Annotated in this window: 21 protein-coding genes and 2 tRNA genes; 12 read left to right on the plus strand and 11 right to left on the minus strand. The window is 70.1% G+C overall.

Going from position 1 to position 20,676, the window contains the following annotated elements; translation table 11 throughout:
- The first annotated feature begins 59 nt into the window (after window positions 1–59).
- The 7 genes from ACYVGQ_RS10285 (at window position 60) to ACYVGQ_RS10315 (ending at window position 2,434) form a co-directional block, all read left to right on the plus strand.
- A complete protein-coding gene (locus ACYVGQ_RS10285; protein WP_460784525.1) occupies window positions 60–332 on the plus strand; it encodes a hypothetical protein in 273 nt (90 codons plus the stop codon).
- A gap of 39 nt (window positions 333–371) precedes the next feature.
- Window positions 372–446, plus strand: a tRNA-Arg gene (locus ACYVGQ_RS10290).
- Between the two features lie 38 nt (window positions 447–484).
- The gene (orn, locus tag ACYVGQ_RS10295) at window positions 485–1,111 is read left to right on the plus strand and encodes an oligoribonuclease (protein WP_460784526.1); all 627 of its coding nucleotides are present in this window, start codon (window positions 485–487) and stop codon (window positions 1,109–1,111) included.
- Between the two features lie 36 nt (window positions 1,112–1,147).
- Window positions 1,148–1,223, plus strand: a tRNA-His gene (locus tag ACYVGQ_RS10300).
- 79 nt (window positions 1,224–1,302) lie between these two features.
- The gene (locus ACYVGQ_RS10305) at window positions 1,303–1,650 is read left to right on the plus strand and encodes a metallopeptidase family protein (protein WP_460784527.1); all 348 of its coding nucleotides are present in this window, start codon (window positions 1,303–1,305) and stop codon (window positions 1,648–1,650) included.
- Window positions 1,647–1,943: an ATP-dependent Clp protease adapter ClpS gene (gene clpS, locus ACYVGQ_RS10310; protein ID WP_460784528.1), complete on the plus strand. Its 297-nt coding sequence runs from the start codon at window positions 1,647–1,649 to the stop codon at window positions 1,941–1,943. The genes ACYVGQ_RS10305 and clpS overlap by 4 nt, the downstream gene beginning before the upstream one ends.
- The gene (locus tag ACYVGQ_RS10315) at window positions 1,940–2,434 is read left to right on the plus strand and encodes a DUF2017 family protein (RefSeq protein ID WP_460784529.1); all 495 of its coding nucleotides are present in this window, start codon (window positions 1,940–1,942) and stop codon (window positions 2,432–2,434) included. Before clpS ends, ACYVGQ_RS10315 begins: the two co-directional genes overlap by 4 nt.
- Before the next feature lie 4 nt (window positions 2,435–2,438).
- On the opposite strand, the gene ACYVGQ_RS10320 is transcribed toward ACYVGQ_RS10315, so the two are convergent.
- From ACYVGQ_RS10320 to ACYVGQ_RS10350, 7 genes are all read right to left on the minus strand, one after another.
- Complete coding sequence (locus ACYVGQ_RS10320; RefSeq protein WP_460784530.1) at window positions 2,439–3,029, minus strand: nucleoside/nucleotide kinase family protein; 591 nt, start codon at window positions 3,027–3,029, stop codon at window positions 2,439–2,441.
- A complete protein-coding gene (locus ACYVGQ_RS10325; protein ID WP_460784531.1) occupies window positions 3,004–3,336 on the minus strand; it encodes a hypothetical protein in 333 nt (110 codons plus the stop codon). Before ACYVGQ_RS10325 ends, ACYVGQ_RS10320 begins: the two co-directional genes overlap by 26 nt.
- A 37-nt stretch (window positions 3,337–3,373) precedes the next feature.
- Entirely contained in the window at window positions 3,374–4,630 is a 1,257-nt protein-coding gene (gene dinB / locus ACYVGQ_RS10330; RefSeq protein WP_460784532.1) for a DNA polymerase IV, read from the minus strand.
- 106 nt (window positions 4,631–4,736) lie between these two features.
- On the minus strand, window positions 4,737–6,251 hold the full coding sequence (gatB, locus tag ACYVGQ_RS10335; protein WP_460784533.1) for an Asp-tRNA(Asn)/Glu-tRNA(Gln) amidotransferase subunit GatB: 1,515 nt from the start codon (window positions 6,249–6,251) through the stop codon (window positions 4,737–4,739).
- Complete coding sequence (gatA, locus tag ACYVGQ_RS10340) at window positions 6,251–7,768, minus strand: Asp-tRNA(Asn)/Glu-tRNA(Gln) amidotransferase subunit GatA (protein ID WP_460784534.1); 1,518 nt, start codon at window positions 7,766–7,768, stop codon at window positions 6,251–6,253. Before gatA ends, gatB begins: the two co-directional genes overlap by 1 nt.
- The gene (gatC, locus tag ACYVGQ_RS10345; protein ID WP_460784535.1) at window positions 7,765–8,064 is read right to left on the minus strand and encodes an Asp-tRNA(Asn)/Glu-tRNA(Gln) amidotransferase subunit GatC; all 300 of its coding nucleotides are present in this window, start codon (window positions 8,062–8,064) and stop codon (window positions 7,765–7,767) included. The genes gatA and gatC overlap by 4 nt, the downstream gene beginning before the upstream one ends.
- Entirely contained in the window at window positions 8,057–8,272 is a 216-nt protein-coding gene (locus ACYVGQ_RS10350; RefSeq protein ID WP_460784536.1) for a hypothetical protein, read from the minus strand. Before ACYVGQ_RS10350 ends, gatC begins: the two co-directional genes overlap by 8 nt.
- A 116-nt stretch (window positions 8,273–8,388) precedes the next feature.
- Here ACYVGQ_RS10350 and ACYVGQ_RS10355 point away from each other — a divergent pair, with 116 nt between their 5' ends.
- The 4 genes from ACYVGQ_RS10355 (at window position 8,389) to ACYVGQ_RS10370 (ending at window position 12,930) form a co-directional block, all read left to right on the plus strand.
- Window positions 8,389–10,086, plus strand: a complete 1,698-nt coding sequence (locus ACYVGQ_RS10355) for a long-chain-fatty-acid--CoA ligase (RefSeq protein WP_460784537.1) — start codon at window positions 8,389–8,391, stop codon at window positions 10,084–10,086.
- Between the two features lie 82 nt (window positions 10,087–10,168).
- Window positions 10,169–12,010 carry a DEAD/DEAH box helicase gene (locus ACYVGQ_RS10360; protein ID WP_460784538.1) on the plus strand — a complete coding sequence of 614 codons (1,842 nt, stop codon included), beginning with the start codon at window positions 10,169–10,171 and terminating at the stop codon, window positions 12,008–12,010.
- 90 nt (window positions 12,011–12,100) lie between these two features.
- Window positions 12,101–12,655, plus strand: coding sequence for a GNAT family N-acetyltransferase (locus ACYVGQ_RS10365; RefSeq protein ID WP_460784539.1), 555 nt, complete (start codon window positions 12,101–12,103; stop codon window positions 12,653–12,655).
- Complete coding sequence (locus ACYVGQ_RS10370; RefSeq protein WP_460784540.1) at window positions 12,652–12,930, plus strand: acylphosphatase; 279 nt, start codon at window positions 12,652–12,654, stop codon at window positions 12,928–12,930. The genes ACYVGQ_RS10365 and ACYVGQ_RS10370 overlap by 4 nt, the downstream gene beginning before the upstream one ends.
- 70 nt (window positions 12,931–13,000) lie before the next feature.
- Here ACYVGQ_RS10370 and ACYVGQ_RS10375 read toward each other — a convergent pair whose 3' ends face one another.
- The 4 genes from ACYVGQ_RS10375 to ACYVGQ_RS10390 form a co-directional block, all read right to left on the minus strand.
- Window positions 13,001–13,528 carry an AAA family ATPase gene (locus tag ACYVGQ_RS10375; protein WP_460784541.1) on the minus strand — a complete coding sequence of 176 codons (528 nt, stop codon included), beginning with the start codon at window positions 13,526–13,528 and terminating at the stop codon, window positions 13,001–13,003.
- Window positions 13,521–15,890: an NAD-dependent DNA ligase LigA gene (ligA, locus tag ACYVGQ_RS10380; protein WP_460784542.1), complete on the minus strand. Its 2,370-nt coding sequence runs from the start codon at window positions 15,888–15,890 to the stop codon at window positions 13,521–13,523. The genes ACYVGQ_RS10375 and ligA overlap by 8 nt, the downstream gene beginning before the upstream one ends.
- 247 nt (window positions 15,891–16,137) lie before the next feature.
- Window positions 16,138–17,235 (minus strand): tRNA 2-thiouridine(34) synthase MnmA, encoded by a 1,098-nt coding sequence (gene mnmA, locus ACYVGQ_RS10385; RefSeq protein ID WP_460784543.1) that lies wholly within the window; start codon window positions 17,233–17,235, stop codon window positions 16,138–16,140.
- Between the two features lie 101 nt (window positions 17,236–17,336).
- A complete protein-coding gene (locus tag ACYVGQ_RS10390) occupies window positions 17,337–18,500 on the minus strand; it encodes a cysteine desulfurase family protein (protein ID WP_460784544.1) in 1,164 nt (387 codons plus the stop codon).
- Window positions 18,501–18,591: 91 nt separating this feature from the next.
- Between ACYVGQ_RS10390 and glgX the strand changes: the two genes are divergently transcribed.
- Complete coding sequence (gene glgX, locus ACYVGQ_RS10395) at window positions 18,592–20,664, plus strand: glycogen debranching protein GlgX (protein WP_460784545.1); 2,073 nt, start codon at window positions 18,592–18,594, stop codon at window positions 20,662–20,664.
- The last annotated feature ends 12 nt before the right edge of the window (window positions 20,665–20,676 follow it).

Raw genomic sequence — 20,676 nt, forward strand, 5'->3', positions numbered from 1 at the left:
GAGCCCGCCGAGGACGATGTCGGAGGTCGGGCATACCTTCGAATCAGGAAGGAGAACAGATGTTCCACACCACGACGAAGACGCTGCCGGAGGTCCCGTTCGCGACTCCGGCGCTCTCCTCTCCGCGCGAGCGCCTCATCCGCGCGAGCGATCATCTCTGGCGGGTCCACGATGCCGACGACAGGATCCTCGGCCACCTGCGGATCACCGCCGACCCTCTCGGCCTGCGCTACCGCGCCGAGCGGCTGCATCTCGCCACGGGCACGTTCCGCGTGATCGGTGAGTTCTGGACGGCGGACGAGGCGGTCCAGACGCTGCGCTACCTGCGCTGAGCCCACGCGCCCTCCGACAATCGGTACTCTGGTAGTCGACCCTCAGTAGCTCAGCGGAAGAGCATCGATCTTCTAAGTCGCCGGTCGCAGGTTCGAATCCTGCCTGGGGGGCCAGAATCCGCTGTTATCGGCACCCTCACTAGGATGCCCTTATGGCAACTGCGTCAGAGAACGATCGACTGGTCTGGATCGACTGCGAGATGACGGGCCTCGATCTCGAGGTCGACGAGCTCGTGGAGATCGCCGTCGTGATCACGGACTTCGAGCTGCAGCCGGTCGACCCCGGCTTCCAGATCGTGATCCGGCCGAACGACTCGGCGCTCGCGAACATGAACGAGTTCGTGACCAACATGCATCGCGCCTCGGGGCTCATCGAGGAGATCCCCGCCGGCGTCTCGCTCGCCGAGGCCCAGGATCAGACCCTCGCCTACATCAAGCGCTTCGCCCCCGTGGAGCGCAAAGCCCCTCTCGCGGGCAACACGATCGGCACCGACCGGATGTTCCTGGCGAAGTACATGCCGCAGGTCGATCACTGGCTGCACTACCGCAACGTCGACGTGTCCAGCATCAAGGAGCTCTCCCGGCGCTGGTATCCCCGGGTGTTCTTCCAGGCGCCGTCCAAGGACGGCGGCCACCGGGCGCTCGCCGACATCCTGGAGTCCATCCGCGAGCTGCGCTACTATCGCGAAGCCGTCTTCGTCGCAGAGCCGGGGCCGTCCAGCGACGACGCGCGCGGCATCGCAGAGCGCACGGTGTCATCGTTCGCCTCGGAGATGTAATAGACTCTTCTAGTTGCCCGCTCCGGTGGGCACATGGTGGCTATAGCTCAGTTGGTAGAGCACCGCGTTGTGGTCGCGGGGGTCGCGGGTTCAAGCCCCGTTAGCCACCCCATATGCTTCCTTCGGCCCGTTTCGGGCATGGCATCCGTCCTCGTGCGCGGATCGACGAAGAGCGCAATAGGCTGAAGACGATGGAGATGCAAGCCGAAGCCTTCGAGCAGCTCGTCGTCGACGAGCTCGATCTGCTGCCCGACGACATGGTGGCCGGGCTCGAGAACGTCGTCTTCGTCGTCGAGGATCGTCCGGAGGACGGCAGCCTGGATCTGCTGGGGCTCTACGACGGCCTCGCGCTGACCGAGCGCGGTTCCTACGGCCTGGGAGAGCTGCCCGATCGCATCATCGTCTATCGCGAGCCCCATCTCGCCGAATGCGAGGACGAGGGTGAGCTGCGCGACGAGGTGCACACCACGCTCGTCCACGAGATCGCGCACTTCTACGGGATCGACGACGAGCAGCTGCACGAGCTGGGCTGGGCATGAGCACGCCGACTGCGGTTCCGGAGGTCACGCAGGATCATGACCTGTCGGCCGCTCCCCTGGAGCCGTGGCAGGTCCTCGTCTGGAACGATCCCGTCAACCTGATGAGCTATGTGGTCCGGGTGTTCCGCACCTACTTCGGCTATTCGCAGGACCGCGCCACCCATCTCATGCTCGAGGTGCACAACGACGGCCACGCGGTCGTCGCTACCGGACCGCGGGAGACGATGGAGGCGCACGCGCAGGCGATGCACGACTACGGCCTGTGGGCAACCGTCCGGAAGGCGCCGCAATGACGAGTCGGGCGATCGTCCTGCCGCTCGCGGCGTTCGAGTGCGCGCATCTGCTGCGGCTGCTGGACGAGTTCCGCGAGCTGATCGCCGCGGATATCGTCGAGGACGCCTCCGAGCCAGCGCTGCAGCGGCTCACCCCGGACGTCTATCCGGATGACGTCGAGGCCTCTCTCGCCTTCTCCCAGGCCACGCACGACGATCTCCTCGACAGGCGAGCGGCGGAGGCCTCCGTCGTCCGCGACGCGCTCGCCGGTCACGACGTCTCGGCGGAGGAGCTCAGCGAACGCGATGCCCTCACCACCCGCGACGTCGTGATACCCGAGGCCGAGATCGACGCGTGGCTGCGCACACTGACGGCGCTCCGGCTGGTGCTCGCCGCGCGGCTCGGCATCGCCGACGAGGACATCGTCACGAGCGACCCGCGTGCCGGCGTCTACGACTGGCTCGGCTATCGGCTCGAAGGCCTCGTCCAGGCTGCCGACGCGCTGGAGTGAATCCTCAGGGCACCGTGACCGTGAGCGTCGCGAGAGAGCGCGGGTCGTCGCGCTCGATGTGCGCGAGCTCCTGAGCGGCCCATCGGTCCCAGTGAGGACGGAAGCCGTCCCCGTCCCGATCGAGCGCGCGGTGCCTGCGGGAGTCGTCCGGCGACTCCACCCACACGCGGACATCGGCGATCGACGCGGTCTGCGGCGTGATCGCGCCGCATCCTTCGAGGATCACGCCGAGAGAGGGATCCACGGCGTGCGCCTCCGCATCGACGTCGCGTTCCCAGTCCCAGCGGTTCCAGGTGCCGATGCGTCCGCGGCCATGCGGGCGCAGGATTCCGTCGAGCGCACGCCGCACGCCGGCATCCAATCCGTCCCACCCGGGATAGAGGGAGTCCAGCGCGATCAGCTGCGGTCGGCCGGCCACCGGCCAGTCCGCCGCGACGAGACGGGAGAGCGTGGTCTTGCCCGCGCCGCTTCGGCCGTCGACGAGCACCACGGGGTTCGCGGCCGACAGTGCCGCGACAGCCGCGACGACCTGCGTCGTCGCGGCCTGCAGTGCTGCGGAGACCGGGTCGCTACTTCTTGAGCGCACGGATGACACGCGCGAGGGCGCGCCCGGCGACCCAGACGAACGGGATGCCCACCGCGAGCAGCGACACGATGTTGGGCTCGAAGCGCAGTCCCTCCTCGCGGCGCACGTAGACGCCGAGCGGGATGGACAGCCCATAACCGCCGCCGCCCTCGCCACCGCCGCTCTCGCCCCCTTCGGCAGCTCCGCCGCCGAAGCCCGCCACGGTCAGCGCGACCGGTGTGATGCTCGCGCCATCGACGTCCTGCGGCTCGCCGTAGGCGCTCTTCACACCGAAGGCCGCGGCCTGATTCCCGAGTTCCACTGCGATGTTCGGCATGCACCCACGGTATCCCACGTGCGAGCGGAAGCCCAGATCAATCGATGCCGTGCGCCTGGGGATGCTGTGCGGCACCGCGCCCGTCGCCGCGGCCGAGATGCCGCGCACGTGTGATCGTGGCATTGCCGAAGCGCGCCCGTGCGTCATCGAGCGCGCCCTCGACGCGCTTCCAGTCCTCGTCCTCGTCCCACAGCGCGAAGACTCCCCCGCCCGCCGGCTGCAGCCGCTCCGCCCGTACGCCCACCAACCGGATGGGACTGCGGCGATCGATCTGCTCGAACAGCGCCTGCGCCGCCGTCCCGATGCGCTGCCCCACCGCCGTCGGCTCGGCCAGCGTCTGGGATCGGTTCACCGTCGTGAAGTCGTCGAACCGGATCTTGACGGAGATCGTGTTCGCCTCCCACTCGGCGCGTCTCAACCGCGCCGCGACGCGATCCGCCAGGCGGAGGAGCTCGGCCCTGAGCACGTCGCGATCGCTGATGTCGGTGTGGAAGGTCTCCTCGTGTCCGACGCTCTTCTCGACGCGCACGGTCTCGACGTCCCGCGGGTCCTCGCCACGGGACAGCTCGGCCAGCCGCACCGCCATCGCGGAACCGACCGCGCGCTCGAGCATCTCCCGAGAGGCCTCGCGGATGTCGCCGATCGTTCGCAGGCCGCGCGCCTCCAGCGCTTCCGCTGCCTTGGGTCCGACACCCCACATCGCGCGCACGGGGCGGGGCGCGAGGAAGTCCAGCGTGTCGGCGGCGGCGACCACGAGCATCCCGTTCGGCTTCGCCATCGTGGACGCCATCTTCGCGACGTGCTTCGTGGCGGCGATTCCGACGCTGCAGGTGATGCCGACCTCGGCGAGCACCCGTTCGCGGATCAGCCGGGCGATGACAGCAGGACTCCCCCAGAGACGACGGACGCCGCGGACGTCGAGGAACGCCTCGTCGACGGACAGCGGCTCCACGAGCGGCGTGAACGATTCGAAGATCGCCATCACCCGCCGCGACACCTCCTGATACCGAGGGAAGTCCGGCAGCACGATGCGCGCCGACGGGCACAGTCTGAGCGCCTGCGAGACGGGCATCGCGGCCCGCACGCCGTAGCGGCGGGCCTCGTAGGAGGCGCTGGACACGACCGATCGGCCATCCGGTGCGCCGATGATCAGGGGCAGGCCGCGTAGGGACGGATCATCGAGCACGGCGACGGCCGCGTAGAACGCGTCCATGTCGACGTGGAGGATGCAGGTGCCGGCATCGTCCGCTCCCTCGGGAGAGACGATGCGTCCTGATCCGTCACCGCGCCCCATGATCCCATTCTCGCCGAGGGCACCGACACCCGCCCCTCTCCCGGCCGCTCAGGTGTGCGATCCCTCCTCAGAATCGTTCCTCGGCACAACGGAGACGGGCTGCTGGCTACTGCGCGGCGCGCTCCAGGATCAGCTCACGGACGCGCGCAGCATCCGCCTGGCCCTTCATCGCCTTCATCACGGCGCCGATGACCGCGCCCGCGGCCTGGACCTTGCCGTCCTTGATCTTGGCGAGCACGTCCGGCTGCGCGGCGAAGGCCTCGTCGATCGCGGCGATGAGCGCGCCGTCGTCGGAGACGACGGCGAGGCCGCGGGCATCCACGACCTCCTGCGGCGTGCCCTCTCCGGCGATGACGCCCTCCAGCACCTGACGGGCGAGCTTGTCGGTCAGCGTCCCCTCGTCCACGAGCTTCTGGAGCGCCGCGACGTTCTCGGGCGACACCAGTTCGACGGCGTCCTTCTCCGCGGCATTGGCCAGGCGGGTGATCTCACCGGTCCACCACTTGCGAGCCGCCGCCGGTGCGGCACCGGCGGCGATGGTGGCCCCGACGACCTCCACGAGCCCGCCGTTGCGAACGTCCTGGAACTCCAGATCGGTGAAGCCCCATTCGGTCATCAGCCGCCTGCGGCGCGCGACCGGCTGCTCCGGAAGCGCAGCGCGCAGCTCCTCGACCAGTTCGGCTGCCGGCTGCACCGGAAGGAGATCGGGCTCGGGGAAGTACCGATAGTCGTCGGCATCCGACTTCGGGCGCCCCGGCGAGGTCGTCCCGGTGTCCTCGTGCCAGTGGCGGGTCTCCTGCGTGATCGTCCCGCCGTCGGCGAGGATCGCCGCCTGGCGCTGGATCTCGTAGCGGACGGCGCGCTCGACGGAGCGCATCGAGTTGACGTTCTTCGTCTCGGTGCGCGTGCCCAGCTTCTCCTGCCCACGAGGACGCAGCGAGACGTTCGCGTCGCAGCGGAGGTTGCCGCGCTCCAGTCGCGCCTCGGAGATGCCGAGGCCGCGCACGATGTCGCGGATGGCGGCGACGTACGCCTTCGCGATCTCCGGAGCACGGTGCTCGGCTCCGAAGATCGGCTTCGTCACGATCTCGACGAGCGGCACGCCCGCGCGGTTGTAGTCGACGAGCGAGTACTCGGCGCCCTGGATGCGTCCGGTCGCCCCTCCCATGTGGGTGAGCTTGCCGGCGTCCTCCTCCATGTGCGCGCGCTCGATCGGGACGATCACGAGCGTGCCGTCCTCGAGCTCGACCTCGACGGAGCCCTCGAACGCGATCGGCTCGTCGTACTGGGAGATCTGGTAGTTCTTGCCGAGGTCCGGGTAGAAGTAGTTCTTCCTGGCGAACCGGCTGGACTCCGCGATCGAGCAGCCGAGCGCGAGGCCCAGGCTGATCGAGGAGCGGATCGCCGTAGCGTTCACCACCGGGAGAGAGCCAGGGAGGCCGAGGTCGACGGGGGCGATGAGGGTGTTCGGCTCCGCCGCGTGGTACTTCTCGTTCGCGGGGTTCGGCGCGTCCGAGAACATCTTGGTCTCGGTGTTGAGCTCGACGTGCACCTCGAAGCCGAGAACCGGCTCGAACAGCTCGAGAGCCCTGTCGAAATCCATGAGCTTCGCGGCGGCCATCAGTTCTTCCCTCCGTCGAGCTGCGGGGCCCTGGTCAGCAGCGGCGCCCCCCAGGAGTCGATCAGCAGCGCCTCGAGCGCGGCGCCGACGCGGTACAGCCGGGCGTCCTCGCGGGCCGGGGCGAGGAACTGGATGCCGACCGGGAGGCCGTCCTCGGCGGCGAGCCCCGACGGGATCGAGATGCCGGGCACGCCGGCCAGGTTGGCCGGGATCGTGGTGACGTCGTTGAGGTACATCTGCAGCGGGTCGTCGATCCGCTCCCCGATCCGGAATGCGGTCGTCGGCGCGGATGGGGTGGCGATGACGTCGACCTCGGCGAACGCGTTCGCGAAGTCCTGCTGAATGAGCGTGCGGACCTTCTGCGCGCTTCCGTAGTAGGCGTCGTAGTACCCGGCGGACAGCGCGTAGGTGCCGAGGATGATGCGGCGCTTGACCTCGTCGCCGAATCCCGCCTCGCGGGTGGCGGACATGACGTCCTCGACGGTCGCGCCGCCCTCGGGCGTCACGCGGAGGCCGAAGCGCACCGAGTCGAACTTCGCCAGGTTGCTCGACGCCTCTGCGGGGAGGATCAGGTAGTAGGCGGCGACGCCGTACTCGAAATGCGGGGTCGAGATCTCCACGATCTCTGCACCGTTCGCCTCCAGGATCGCGAGGGACTCCCGGAAGGAGGCCGCCACCCCCGGCTGGAAGCCGGAGTCCGGCAGTTCGCGGATGACGCCGACCCTGAGCCCCTTCAGGACCTCTCCCGTGGCACCCTCGCGCGCGGCGTCGGCGAATGACGGCCAGACCTCGTCGAGCGAGGTCGAGTCGTGCGGATCGTGACCGCCGATGACGTCGTGCAGCAGCCCCGCGTCGAGGACGGTTCGCGTGACGGGCCCGACCTGGTCGAGACTCGATGCCAGCGCGATCGCCCCGTAGCGGCTCACGCCGCCGTACGTCGGCTTGACGCCGACGGTACCCGTCACGTGGGCGGGCTGGCGGATCGAGCCTCCGGTGTCGGAGCCGAGCGCGAGCGGCGCCTCGAAGGCCGCGACGGCCGCGGCCGAGCCCCCGCCCGAACCGCCGGGGATCCGGTCGAGATCCCATGGGTTGCGGGTGGGGCCGTAGGCCGAGTGCTCCGTGGACGACCCCATCGCGAACTCGTCCATGTTCGTCTTGCCGAGCGGGATCAGGCCCGCGGCGCGCGAGCGCGCGACGACGGTGGCGTCGTAGGGCGAGAGATGGCCCTCGAGGATCTTCGAGCCGCTCGTCGTCGGCTGATCCGTCGTGACGAGGACGTCCTTGACGGCCAGCGGGACGCCGGCGAGGGGATGCAGCCGCTCGCCCGCGGTGCGAGCGGCATCGACGGCATCCGCGGCGGCCAGCGCGCCTTCGTTCACGTGCAGGAAAGCGTGCACGTCGCCGTCGACGGCGGCGATGCGATCGAGATGCGCCTGCGTGGCCTCACGGCTGGAGACCTCACCGGAGCCCAGCTTCTCGGCGAGCTCCGCGGCGGTCAGGCGGATGATGTCGCTCACTGCTCCTCCCCCAGGATCGCCGTCACCCGGAACCGGCCATCGGCCTGGTCGGGCGCGTTCTGCAGCACCTGCTCATGCGTGAGCGTCTCTCCGACGACGTCGGGACGGAAGACGTTCGCGAGCGGGATCGGGTGGCTCGTCGCGACCACGTCGGGGGTCGCGACCTCCGCGACCTTCGCGATGTTGTCGACGATGGCGTCGAGCTGGCCCGTGAGCCGCGTCACCTCTTCGTCGTTCAGCTGGATGCGCGCGAGCACGCCGAGATGGCGTACGAGTTCGGGGGTGATTTCAGACACCGGACCAGTCTAGTTCGCGTCCGCTCCGTGCCTGTGCGGTGCTCGCGCCGCCGGGTCCGTTCCGCAGGGCCTGTCGTCCGTTCTGCAGGATCAGGTCGCCGTTCCGCAGGATCTGTCGTCCGTTCTGCAGGATCAGGTCGCCGTTCCGCAGGATCAGGTCGCGAAACCCGCCGATGCCTGCCGGTGGCGCGCGCCATTCCAGCCGCATCCGACCGCGTCGTCCTGCAGAACGGACGACAGATCCTGCAGAACGGCCCGCGGCTCCGGCACAACGGACAGCAGCAGCAGGAGCCCGAACGTGCGATGCGTCTATAGGCTGTGCTCATGACGACGTTCGATCCCCCTCGTCCCTGGATCGCCAGCTACGCCGATGGCGTGCCGGAAGAGCTGGGCCCTGTGGAGGGATCGCTCGTCGACATCGTCGCGGCGTCCGCCAGGGACTACCCGGATGCTCCCGCCCTGCAGTTCTTCGGGCGCGAGACGACGTACGCCGAGCTGCAGACTGCGATCGAACGCGCAGCCGCCGGACTGCGCGATCTCGGCGTGAAGTCCGGGGATCCCGTCGCCATCGTCCTGCCGAACAGCCCGCAGCACATCGTCGCGTTCTACGCCGTTCTGCGCCTCGGCGCCGTCGTCGTCGAGCACAACCCGCTGTACACCCCCCGCGAGCTGCGCAAGCAGTTCGAGGATCACGGCGCCCAGCACGCGATCGTGTGGAGCAAGGTCGTGAAGACCGTCCAGGAGTTCCCGGCCGATCTCGCCGTCTCCACCCTCATCTCGGTGGACGTCACGAAGGGGATGCCCCGGCTGACGCAGCTCGCCCTGCGGCTCCCGATCGCGAAGGCGCGCGAATCGCGGGCGGCCCTCACCACGAAGGTGCGCGGCGCGATCGAATGGGAGCGCGTGGTCGCGTCCGAACCGCTGGCCGCCTCGCATCCGCGACCGCAGACCGATGATCTGGCGATCATCCAGTACACATCCGGCACGACGGGGACGCCGAAGGGAGCGGCGCTCACGCATCGCAATCTGCTGGCCAACGCCGCGCAGTCGCGCGCCTGGGTGCCGTCGATCCAGCGCGGCAAGGGCTGCGTGGTCTATGCCGTCCTGCCGATGTTCCACGCCTACGGGCTCACGCTCTGCCTCACGTTCGCGATGTCGATGGGCGCGCGCCTCGTGCTGTTCCCGAAGTTCGACCCCGACCTCGTCCTCGACGTCGTGAAGAAGCATCCCGCCACCTTCCTGCCGCTCGTCCCGCCGATCGCCGAGCGCCTGCTGTCCGCAGCGAAGGCGAAGGGCGTCTCGCTCGACGGCATCGAGGTCGCGATCTCGGGCGCCATGGCCCTGCCGCACGAGCTGGTGATCCCCTTCGAAAAGGCCACGGGAGGATTCCTCGTCGAGGGATACGGACTCAGCGAGTGCTCGCCGGTGCTCATGGCCAATCCTGTGGCGGACAACCGCGTTCCGGGCACCGTCGGCCTCCCGCTGCCCGGCACCGAGTGCCGGGTGATCGACCCGGAGACCGCCCAGGACGTCGAGCCCGGCTCGGCCGGCGAGCTGGTCGTGCGCGGACCGCAGGTGTTCTCCGGCTACTACGGCAAGCCCGAGGCGACCGAGGAGTCCTTCGTCGACGGCTGGTACCGTACCGGCGACATCGTCACGATCGACGAAGCGGGCTTCGTGCGGATCGTCGACCGCATCAAGGAGCTCATCATCACGGGCGGCTTCAACGTCGCCCCCACCGAGGTCGAGAACGCGCTGCGCCAGCATCCGGATGTCACGGACGCCGCCGTCGTGGGTCTTTCCAGCGGCCATTCCGGCGAGGAGGTCGTCGCGGCGGTCGTCGTGGACGGCGCCAAGGACGTCGACATCGAGGGGATCCGCGAGTTCGCCCGTGGCATCCTCACGCCCTATAAGGTGCCGCGGCGGATCTTCGTCGTGGACGAGCTGCCGAAGTCGCTGATCGGCAAGGTGCTTCGCCGCCAGGTGAAGGAGAAGCTCGTCGCACTGACGAGCGGCTCCTGACGAGCGGCTCCCCGAGGGGCTGCAGGACTCTGGAAGGGCGCCCTCACAGGCGCGAAGGCGCACGGGGCGCTACCTTTAGGAAGTGACCCCTGAAGACGCAACGCCCGCCGACGCCCCCGAGGACTCTCCCGCGACGCCCGGATTCGAGGAGCTCGGCATCACCGGGCCGGTCCTCAAGGCCACCCGCGATCTCGGCTATGAAACGCCATCGCCCATCCAGGCGGCGACCATCCCGACGCTGCTCGCCGGACGTGACGTCGTCGGCATGGCGCAGACCGGAACAGGCAAGACGGCCGCCTTCGCGCTTCCCGTGCTCGAGCGACTCGACGTCTCGCAGAAGACGCCGCAGGCACTCGTCCTGGCACCGACCCGCGAACTGGCCCTGCAGGTCTGCGAGGCGTTCGAGTCGTACGCCACCCGGATGAAGGGCGTGCACGTCCTCCCCGTCTACGGCGGCCAGGGGTACGGCGTGCAGCTGTCCGCTCTCCGCCGAGGGGTGCACGTGATCGTCGGGACTCCCGGTCGCATCATGGATCACCTCGCCAAGGGCACGCTCGACCTGTCCGAGCTGAAGTACCTCGTCCTCGACGAGGCCGACGAGATGCTCAAGATGGGCTTCGCCGAGGACGTCGAGCAGATCCTCGCGCAGACGCCGTCGGAGAAGCAGGTCGCCCTGTTCTCCGCGACGATGCCCGCGCAGATCCGGCGGCTCGCGCAGCAGTACCTGCACGACCCCGAAGAGATCACCATAAAGTCCAAGACGGCGACGAGCACCAACATCACGCAGCGCTACCTCGTGGTGTCGTACGCGCAGAAGGTCGATGCGCTCACCCGCATCCTCGAGGTGGAGAACTTCGACGGGATGATCGTGTTCGTCCGCACGAAGAACGAGACCGAGACGCTCGCTGAGAAGCTGCGCGCTCGCGGCTACTCCGCCGCAGCCATCAACGGCGACGTCCCGCAGGTGCAGCGCGAGCGCAGCGTCAACCAGCTCAAGGACGGCAAGCTCGACATCCTCGTCGCCACCGACGTGGCGGCGCGCGGACTGGACGTCGAGCGCATCAGCCACGTCGTGAACTTCGACATCCCCACCGACACGGAGTCGTATGTGCACCGCATCGGCCGCACCGGGCGCGCCGGTCGCACCGGGGACGCGATCAGCTTCATCACCCCGCGCGAGCGCTACCTGCTCGGACACATCGAGAAGGCGACGCGCCAGCAGCCGACCCAGATGCAGCTGCCGACGACCGAGGACATCAACACCACGCGCCTCGCACGCTTCGACGACGCGATCACGACGGCGCTCTCCGAGACCGGCAGGATCGAGGCCTTCCGCGACATCGTGGCGCACTACGTCCGCCACCATGACGTCCCCGAGGCCGACGTCGCCGCAGCCCTGGCCGTGGTCGCCCAGGGCGAGACCCCGCTGCTGCTGGACCCTGAGAACGACCCGCTGGCGCGCGCCGTCGCCGCCGACAACCGCCCTCCGCGGGAGCGCACAGGCGGACGCGAGCAGCGCGAGCCCCGTACCCCGCGCCGCGGCAAGGGCGACTACACGCCGTACCGCATCGAGGTCGGCCGGCGTCACCGCGTGGAGCCGCGCCAGATCGTCGGCGCGCTGGCGAACGAGGGCGGCCTGGGGCGCGACGACTTCGGCGCGATCAACATCCGCCCGGACTTCTCGATCGTCGAGCTCCCCGCGAGCATGGATGCCGCCGTGCTGGACAAGCTCCGCGACACCCGGATCTCGGGCAGGCTCATCGAGATCAAGCCGGACCGGGGACCGCGCGGCGGCGCGCGCCGTGACGTCGGCGGCGACCGCTACGAACGCCGGGACCGCCCGTCGTTCGGCGACCGCGGCGACAGGCCGGGGCGCGACGGTCGGGACGACAGGCCGTTCCGCAAGCCCCGCCACAAGGACTGACCCCTCTGCGGGACCGGGATGCCGTTCCCGCGGCGCGCCCGTCGCCGTTCGACGCCGGCCTCCTCCGCGGAGCGTTGGTAGCGTGAACGGATGACGGGTGTGCGATGGGCGACGGTCGGAGACGCGCACGGCGTGGCCGTCGTGCACGTGGACGCCTGGCGTGAGGCCTATGCCGGGCTGATCGACCAGGGCGTCCTCGACGGGCTGGACATCGAGCGGCGCGCTGAGATGTGGGCATCCTGGATCGCCCGCTCGCTCGACGGCCTTCCGCCTGAGGGACACGATCATCCCGCGCATCGGCTCCTCGTGGCCGAACGCGACGGCGCCATCGTCGGCTGGGCCGGTTTCGGGGCGGGCCGGGATGCGGATTCCGCGCATCGCGGTGAACTCGCCGGCCGCTACGCCCATCCTTCCGCGTGGTCCTCCGGCATCGGACACGCCCTCCTCATGCGGACCGAGGAGGAACTGCGCGCCGAGGGCTGGGAGGAGGCCTGCCTCTGGGGCCTCCACGGCAACGAGCGCGCCATCCGGTTCTACGATCGCCACGGCTGGCGAGCGGACGGCGGCGCGAAGCTCGCCGACGCCGGAGGGGCGACGGGACTGCATGAGCTCCGACATGCGCGCCGCCTGGAGGTGATCGCATGACCGCAGTGCGCCTGAGCGTGCACGGAAGAGTGCAGGGCGTCGGCTACCGGTGGTTCACTCGGCGTGCCGCCGAGGCCCACGGGCTCTCCGGATGGGTGCGGAATCGCCGGGACGGCACAGTGGAGGCCGAGCTCCACGGCGCCGAGGAGGCCGTGGATGCCGTCATCGCCGCGATGCGGAGGGGCCCCGCGCACGGCAGGGTCGATGAAGTGCGGGTCCTCTCGGACGAGATCCTCGGAGAGCCGAACGGGTTCGAGATCCTCCCGACCGCCTGAACGCCGGGACCGGCGTCGGCCCGGTGAAGGCGAGGACGATGCCGATCGCCTCCGAAGCGGCGGCACGTCATCAGGGCGTGCCGAAACCGCACGCGGCGAGCTGCTCTCCGAGGGCCGGGACGTCGACGGCGAACGACGTGTCCACCCTGATCACCTCGAACCCCGTCATCGGACGGGCGACCATCGCCGCCTCCTCCCACTCGTCGATCCGGTCACCGTCATCGTGCACGGCATGCCGAGGGCGCGTGAGGAAGCGCTCGCGCATCACCTCGAGGGGCGCCTCGCACCAGACCTCGACACCGGCCGGCGATCCGGCCGACTCCCAGCCGCGGCGGAACCATTCCTCGTCGCGACCCGCGAGCCACACCGACTCCACGAGCACCGTGCCGCTCAGCATCCCCGCGATCCGCCAGAGCGCATCGGCCGCCAGCGCACCGACCGCACGGGTCGGCAGCCGTGCGTCGACCGCATCGCCGAGCGCCTCCTTGATCGCGTCCTTCGACACGAGAGGAACGCCGAGCTCCGCCCCGAGCGGACGGGCGAGGGTCGTCTTCCCTGCTCCCGCCATGCCGTTCAGGACGATGAGCCGGTCAGCCATCCAGCGCGTCCGGCCCCTGGGTGACGAGGAGATGGAACAGGGCGGCGTCCAGGATCCTGATGCCGAGCTCCTCGGCCTTGGCGAGCTTGGAGCCTGCCCCGGGGCCGGCAGCGACGAAGTCGGTCTTCTTCGAGACGCTCGACGCGGCCTTGCCCCCCGCCTTGATGATCGCCTCCTGGGCTCCCTCACGGGTGTAGCCGTCGAGAGAACCGGTGGCGACGACGGTGAGACCGTCCAGGACGCCCCCTTCGACGACCGCGGCTCCGGGGCCGGGGTGTCCCGGCGTCGCCCATCGCACGCCGGCAGCCGCCCACCGTTCGACGATGTCCTGATGCCAGTCGACCTCGAACCAGGCGAGCAGGGAGTCGGCGATGATGCCCCCCACGCCTTCCACGGCTGCGAGCTCCTCGCGGGTGGCCGCCCTGATCGCGTCGAGGGATCCGAACCACTGCGCGAGCGCGCGAGCGGCGACCGGGCCGACATGACGGATGTTCAGCGAGACGAGCAGGCGCCAGAGCTCTTTCGTCCTGGCTCTCGCGAGCTCGGCCAGCAGCTTCGTCGCGGCCTCGGAGGGGAGCACCTCGCGGTGGTCCTTGCGGATGCCCCGGCGCCGGCGCTCGGCGGCATCGAGCCCCTCCGCGCCCGGCGGATACTGCGCGGGGCCGAGCTTCTGGAACGGCGCCCTGCGCACGAACTCCCCGGTCTCGTCGTCGATCTTGGGCTCGCCCGTCTCACTGTCGCGGACGACGACGGTGATCGGGACGAGATCCTCGAGGGCGAGCGAGAACAGACCCGCCTCGGTGTCGAGAGGAGCGATCGCGGGCGGCTCGGCCTGCGTCAGCGCCGCGGCCGTGACCTCGCCGAGGACCTCGATGTCGAGAGCCCCGCGCGATCCGATGTGCTCCACCCTCCCTCGCACCTGCGCAGGGCAGGAACGCGCATTCGGGCAGCGGAGGTCGATGTCGCCCTCCTTCATCGCGCGCAGCTCTGTCCCGCACTCCGGACAGCGCACGGGCATGACGAACTCGCGCTCGGTGCCGTCGCGCTTCTCGACGACAGGACCGAGCACCTCCGGGATGACGTCGCCGGCCTTGCGCAGGACGACCGTGTCGCCGATCAGCACGCCCTTCGCCTTGACGACGTCCTTGTTGTGCAGCGTGGCCTGGCGGACGACGGAACCGGCCACGTGCGCGGGAGCCATGACCGCGAACGGTGTCGCGCGGCCGGTCCTGCCGACCGAGACGACGATGTCGAGGAGCTTCGTCTGCACCTCCTCCGGAGGGTACTTGTAGGCGATCGCCCAGCGCGGGGCACGGCTCGTCGCCCCCAGCTCGTCGTGAAGCGCGAGCTCGTCGACCTTGACCACGATGCCGTCGAGCTCGTGCTCGATGTCGTGCCGGTGCTCGCCGAAGTACTCGACGAAGTCCGCGACCTCATCGATGCTGCGGCAGACCTTCGCATGCGGGCTGGTCGGCAGCCCCCACGACGAGAGCAGGGCGTAGATCTCGCTCTGCGACGCGACCGGGGGGGGCGACCATGCGCCGATGCCGTGCACGTACATCGCGAGCGACTCCGTGCGCAGAAGCCCAGCCTCGAGCTCGAGGCCGTCCTTCTTGTCCAGCTGCTGACGCAGTCCTCCGCTGGCGGCGTTGCGCGGATTCGCGAACGCCGGGAAGCGCCGGGCCGCCGCCGCGCGCGCCTTCTCCTCCTCGAAGGGCCTCTTCGCCCCTCCCCTGGCCTCCCAGCGTGCCAGTGCATCCGCGTACGCGCGCTCGCGGAAGTCGGCCTGAGCGGCGTTGAGGCGCTCGAACGCCGCAACGGGGATGAAGACCTCTCCGCGCACCTCGACGACCGTCGGATGCCCCTCGCCGCGCAGACGCTGCGGGATGTCCGCCAGCCGCAGAGCGTTCTCCGTGACGATCTCTCCCACGCGGCCGTCTCCGCGCGTCGCCGCCGAGGTCAGCACGCCGCTCTCGTATCGGAGGCTGATCGCCAGCCCGTCGATCTTCAGCTCCGTCAGCCAGGCCACGTCGCGACCGGAGGCGGCCTGCGTCTTGGCGGCCCATTCTCGCAGCTCCTCGACCGAGAAGACGTTGTCGAGGCTCAGCATCCGCTCGGCGTGCTCGATCGTCGCGAGCCCGGTGGACTCGGCTGCGCCGACCATCTGCGTCGGGGAGTCCTGCCCCTGGAGCTCGGGGTGCAGGCGCTCCAGCTCCTCCAGCCGATGCATCCACCCGTCGTAGGTGGAATCGTCCACCAAGGAGGTATCGCGGCCGTAGTAGGCGTCCTTCGCCTCCAGGATCCGCGTCGTCAGCTCCTCCGCCTCGGCGCGGGCATCTTGCAGCGAGATGTTCTCAGGCACGTGTCGAGTCTACGAGCGGGTGCCGACATGCGCGGGCCTCCCGGGCGGGCGAGCCTCGCGCATCAGGAGATGTCCGAGAACCCCGACCGGGCACCTTCCCGAGCCGCAACAGCCCGGACACGCACCAGAGCGCGTCCGTGAACCAGCGGGTCCAGCCCTCATCCACCCGCAACAACCAGGACGCGCGGGCGCGAACCGCAATCGACAGGACACGCGGGGATGGCGAAGCGAGAACGCTAGAGGCTGGCTACGCCCCGACGGGCACCGCTGAGACCGTCCTGTCGATCGTGAACTGCCCGAGGACGCGCGTCCCGATGTAGAGGACCGCGGTCTGCCCGGGGGCGACGCCGTCCAGCGGCACGGAGGGGACGACCCGCACGCCCTCGTCCGTGACGTGCGCGCTCGCCTCGACCGGCTCCGCATGCGCACGGATCTGCACATGGCAGTCGAACTCGGAGGTCGACGGCGCCGCACCGGCCCAGCTGAACCTCTCCCCCGAGATCTCGGCGATCGCCAGCGCCTCCTTGGGGCCGACGACCACCGTGTTGCTCACCGGCCGCACCTCGAGCACGAAGCGGGGCTTGCCGTCCGGCGCCGGAACGCCCAGATGCAGCCCGCGCCGCTGGCCCACGGTGTATCCGTGCGCGCCCTCGTGCGAGCCGACGACGGCGCCGGCGCGGTCCACGATCTCGCCGCTCGCCGTGCCGACCTTCTCGGCCAGCCACCCGCGCGTGTCGCCGTCCGGGATGAAGCAGATGTCATGGCTGTCCGGCTTCTGGGCGACGCTCAGACCGCGCTCCGCCGCCTCCGCGCGCACGAGCGCCTTCGAAGGGGTCGACCCGAGCGGGAAGTAGGTGTGGGCGAGCTGCTCGGCCGTGAGGACGCCGAGCACGTAGGACTGATCCTTCGCGTTGTCGGACGCCCTGTGCAGCTCGAGCCCGTCGGGCCCGTCGACGAGCGTCGCGTAGTGTCCGGTGCACACGGCGTCGAAGCCGAGCTCGATCGCCCGCTCCAGGAGAGCGGCGAACTTGATCTTCTCGTTGCAGCGCATGCACGGGTTCGGGGTGCGCCCCGCCCGGTACTCGCTGATGAAGTCGTCGATGACGTCGTCGCGGAAGCGCTCGGAGAAGTCCCAGACGTAGAAGGGGATGCCGAGGCGATCCGCCGCGCGGCGGGCATCCATCGCATCCTCGATCGTGCAGCAGCCGCGGCTGCCGGTGCGCAGCGTCCCACCGGCACGCGAGAGCGCCAGATGCACGCCGACGACCTCGTGCCCCGCCTCCACGGCACGCGCGGCCGCGACGGCGGAGTCCACTCCACCGCTCATCGCCGCAAGGATCCGCATGACCCCAGTCTACGAGCGGATGCTGAGGAAGGGCTGCGCAGGCCGCCATCCGCCCGCATCCCTCCCCGGCGCCGCCGCCTCCCGGCTCTGAAGACGGCGGATCAGTGCCCGGCGGATGCGCGCGCGTAGGCGTCCTGGATCGCAGCGAGGACGGCGTCCACATCGGCGGCCGTCGACGAGCGCCCCAGCGAGAACCGCAGAACGCTGCGGGCGTCCTGCTCGCTGCGTCCCATCGCCATCACGACGTGCGAGGGCTCCGCCACGCCGGCCTGGCACGCCGATCCGGTGGACGCCGCGACGCCGGCCACGTCCAGCAGGAAGAGCAGGCTCTCCCCGACGGCGCCGGGGAACAGCAGATGGGCGTTCCCCGGCAGGCGGTCGCTCCGCTCGCCCAGCAGCTCCGCGGCGGGGACGCGCGACAGGATGCCGTCGATCAGACGATCGCGCAGCGCGGTCAGACGGGCGGACTCGGAGACGCGCTCCGCCTCGGCGAGCTCGAGCGCCACGGCGAACGCGGCGGCGCCGGCCACGTCCTGGGTGCCGGCGCGCAGCCCGCGCTGCTGAGCCCCGCCGTGCAGGAGCGGGGCGATCCGCGCGGAGCGCGCGACGACCAGAGCGCCGACCCCGACCGGCGCGCCGATCTTGTGCCCTGCGACGCTCAGCGCGACCAGGCCGCACGCCGGCGGGGCGTCGGCGCGCAGCGCGCGGAAGGTGAAGGCCACATGTCCCAGAGCCGCCACCGCGTCCAGGTGCAGCGGCACCCCGGCATCCGCAGCAGCCCGCGAGAGCGCCGACGCGTCGTTCACCGTCCCCGCCTCGTTGTTGGCCATCAGGGCCGTCGCCAGCGCTGCCCCCGGCAGAGCCGCCGCGAACGCCTCCGGATCGATCCGCGCGGTGGAGGTCACGGACACCGAACGCACCGCAGCGCCGCCCTCGGCGGCGAGAGCGGCCACGGTGTCCATCGTCGCGTGGTGCTCGGCATCCGGGAGGACGATGGCGTCCGCGCCCGCCGTTCTCGACGCCCACAGCCCGCGCAGCGCCGTGTTGATCGACTCCGTCCCTCCCGAGGTGAAGACGACCTCTATCGGGTCGCAGCCCAGCACGGCGGCGGCGCGCTCCCTGGACTCCTCGAGCAGCCGCCGCGCATCCTGGCCGGCGCCGTGCGTCGAGGAGGCGTTGCCGACGACCTCCGTCGCCGCGAGCCAGGCATCCCTCGCCTCGCTGCGCAGGGGCGTCGTGGCCGCGTGGTCGAGATAGTGCCGCATCCCTCGATTGTCCCCCGGAATCCGGCTGGCGGGGTGGCACCGGGTCCACTCCGACATGAGACCGCAACACATCCGGCCTAAGGTGTAACCCATGCCCGCGTCCCGTGCCTTCGTCGCCCCCGGCGGCACCGCCCTCGACAACCTCGGCGTCCGTCTGCACGACGGCGTCGCCACCCTCCGCGTCTGGTCGCAGAACGCCTCTGCCATGGAGCTCGTCGTCTTCGACGAGTCCGACCTCGACTGGGTCACCGACAGGGCGGACCTCGAGCGCCTGCCCGGCGGCGTCTGGGAGGTCACCACTCCGCTGCTGCAGCCGGGGACGCGCTACGCGCTGCGCGTCGGAGGACCGCACGGGCCCGGGAACACCTTCAACCCCGAGACGCTCCTGCTCGACCCCTACGCGCGGGGCCTGGCGCAGGGCGACGGCTACGAGGAATGGCGCTCGGTCGTGATCGCCGACGGCTTCGACTGGGGCGGCGTCGCCAAGCCGCGGATCCCCCTGGACCGCACGGTCGTCTACGAGGGGCATCTCAAGGGCATGACCAAGCGCCACCCGGACGTCACGCCTGCTCTGCACGGCACCTATGCCGGTCTGGCCCATCCGGCGATGATCACCTACCTCCACTCCATCGGGGTCACCTCCGTCGAGCTGCTCCCCGTCCACGCCTTCGTCCCCGAGCCGCGCCTGCTCGAGCGCGGGCTCACGAACTACTGGGGCTACAACACCCTGAACTTCTTCACGCCGCATGCGGCGTACGCCAGCGACGAGGCGCGCAAGGAGGGCCCGGAGGCGATCCTCGCGGAGTTCAAGGGGATGGTGCGGCTGCTGCACGAGGCAGGCCTCGAGGTGATCCTCGACGTCGTCTACAACCACACCTCCGAAGAGGGCATCGGCGGACCGCGCTCGAGCCTCCGCGGCATCGACAACGCGAGCTACTACCGCCAGCAGCCCGACGGCGCGTACATCGACACCACCGGTATCGGCAACACGCTGAACACCTCGACGGACGCCGCCGCACGCCTCGTCCTCGACTCACTGCGCTACTGGGCGAACGACATGCAGATCGACGGGTTCCGCTTCGATCTCGCCACCGCCCTCGGCCGCGATGCGAAGCACGAATACGACCGCGAGCATCCGCTGCTGCTGGCGATCCGCGACGACCCCGCACTGCAGGACGTCAAGCTCATCGCCGAGCCGTGGGACGTCGGCCTCGGCGGCTGGCAGACCGGCAACTTCCCCCAGGGCTTCATGGAGTGGAACGACCGCTACCGCGATCGCGTCCGCAACTTCTGGCTCAGCGACATCGATTACGCCCGGCGCGCATCGGCGCCGGTCGGGATCGGCGGCTTCGCCACCCGGCTCGCCGGGTCCTCGAACACCTTCGCCGACGATCGCGGGCCGCTGGCGAGCATCAACTTCGTCACCGCACACGACGGCTTCACGCTGCACGATCTGGTGTCCTACGACGTCAAGCACAACGAGGCGAACGGTGAGAGCAATCACGACGGCGCCGACATGAACCGCTCGTTCAACCACGGCGCCGAGGGACCGACCGACGACCCCGCCATCCTCGCCGCCCGCCGCAAGGCCATGCGCAACCTCCTGGGCACGCTGCTGCTGTCCGCCGGGATCCCGATGCTCACCGCCGGCGACGAGACGGGTCGCACGCAGCGCGGCAACAACAACGCCTACGCGCAGGACTCCGCGCTCACCTGGATGAACTGGGAGTTCGAGCCATGGCAGGAAGACCTCCGGGCCCACGTGGCGGCCCTGACCCGGCTGCGCCGCGAGAACCCGGCGCTCCGTCCCAGCCGCTACGCCCGTCTCGGCGAGCACATCCCCAACGCCAGCGTCATGGACTGGTTCGATCAGAACGGCGAGACGATGGAGCAGCAGCAGTGGACGGATCCGGGCAACCGGACCCTCCAGTACGTCGCCGCCTCCACGCCGGACACCGAGGCCTACAACCGCATCCTGCTGATCGTGCACGGCACGGAAGCCCCCATCGACGTCACCCTTCCCGACGCTCTCGAAGGCGCGACGCGGTTCGTCTCCCTGTGGTCGAGCGCAGACGAGACCCCTGACGCCGAGGAGCAGGTCCACACGCCCGGAGACGTCCTTCCGATCCCCGGTACGTCGATGCACCTGTTCCGCGTCGAGTGACACGCCAGGGCG

It is taken from the genome of Microbacterium tumbae (assembly GCF_054780175.1).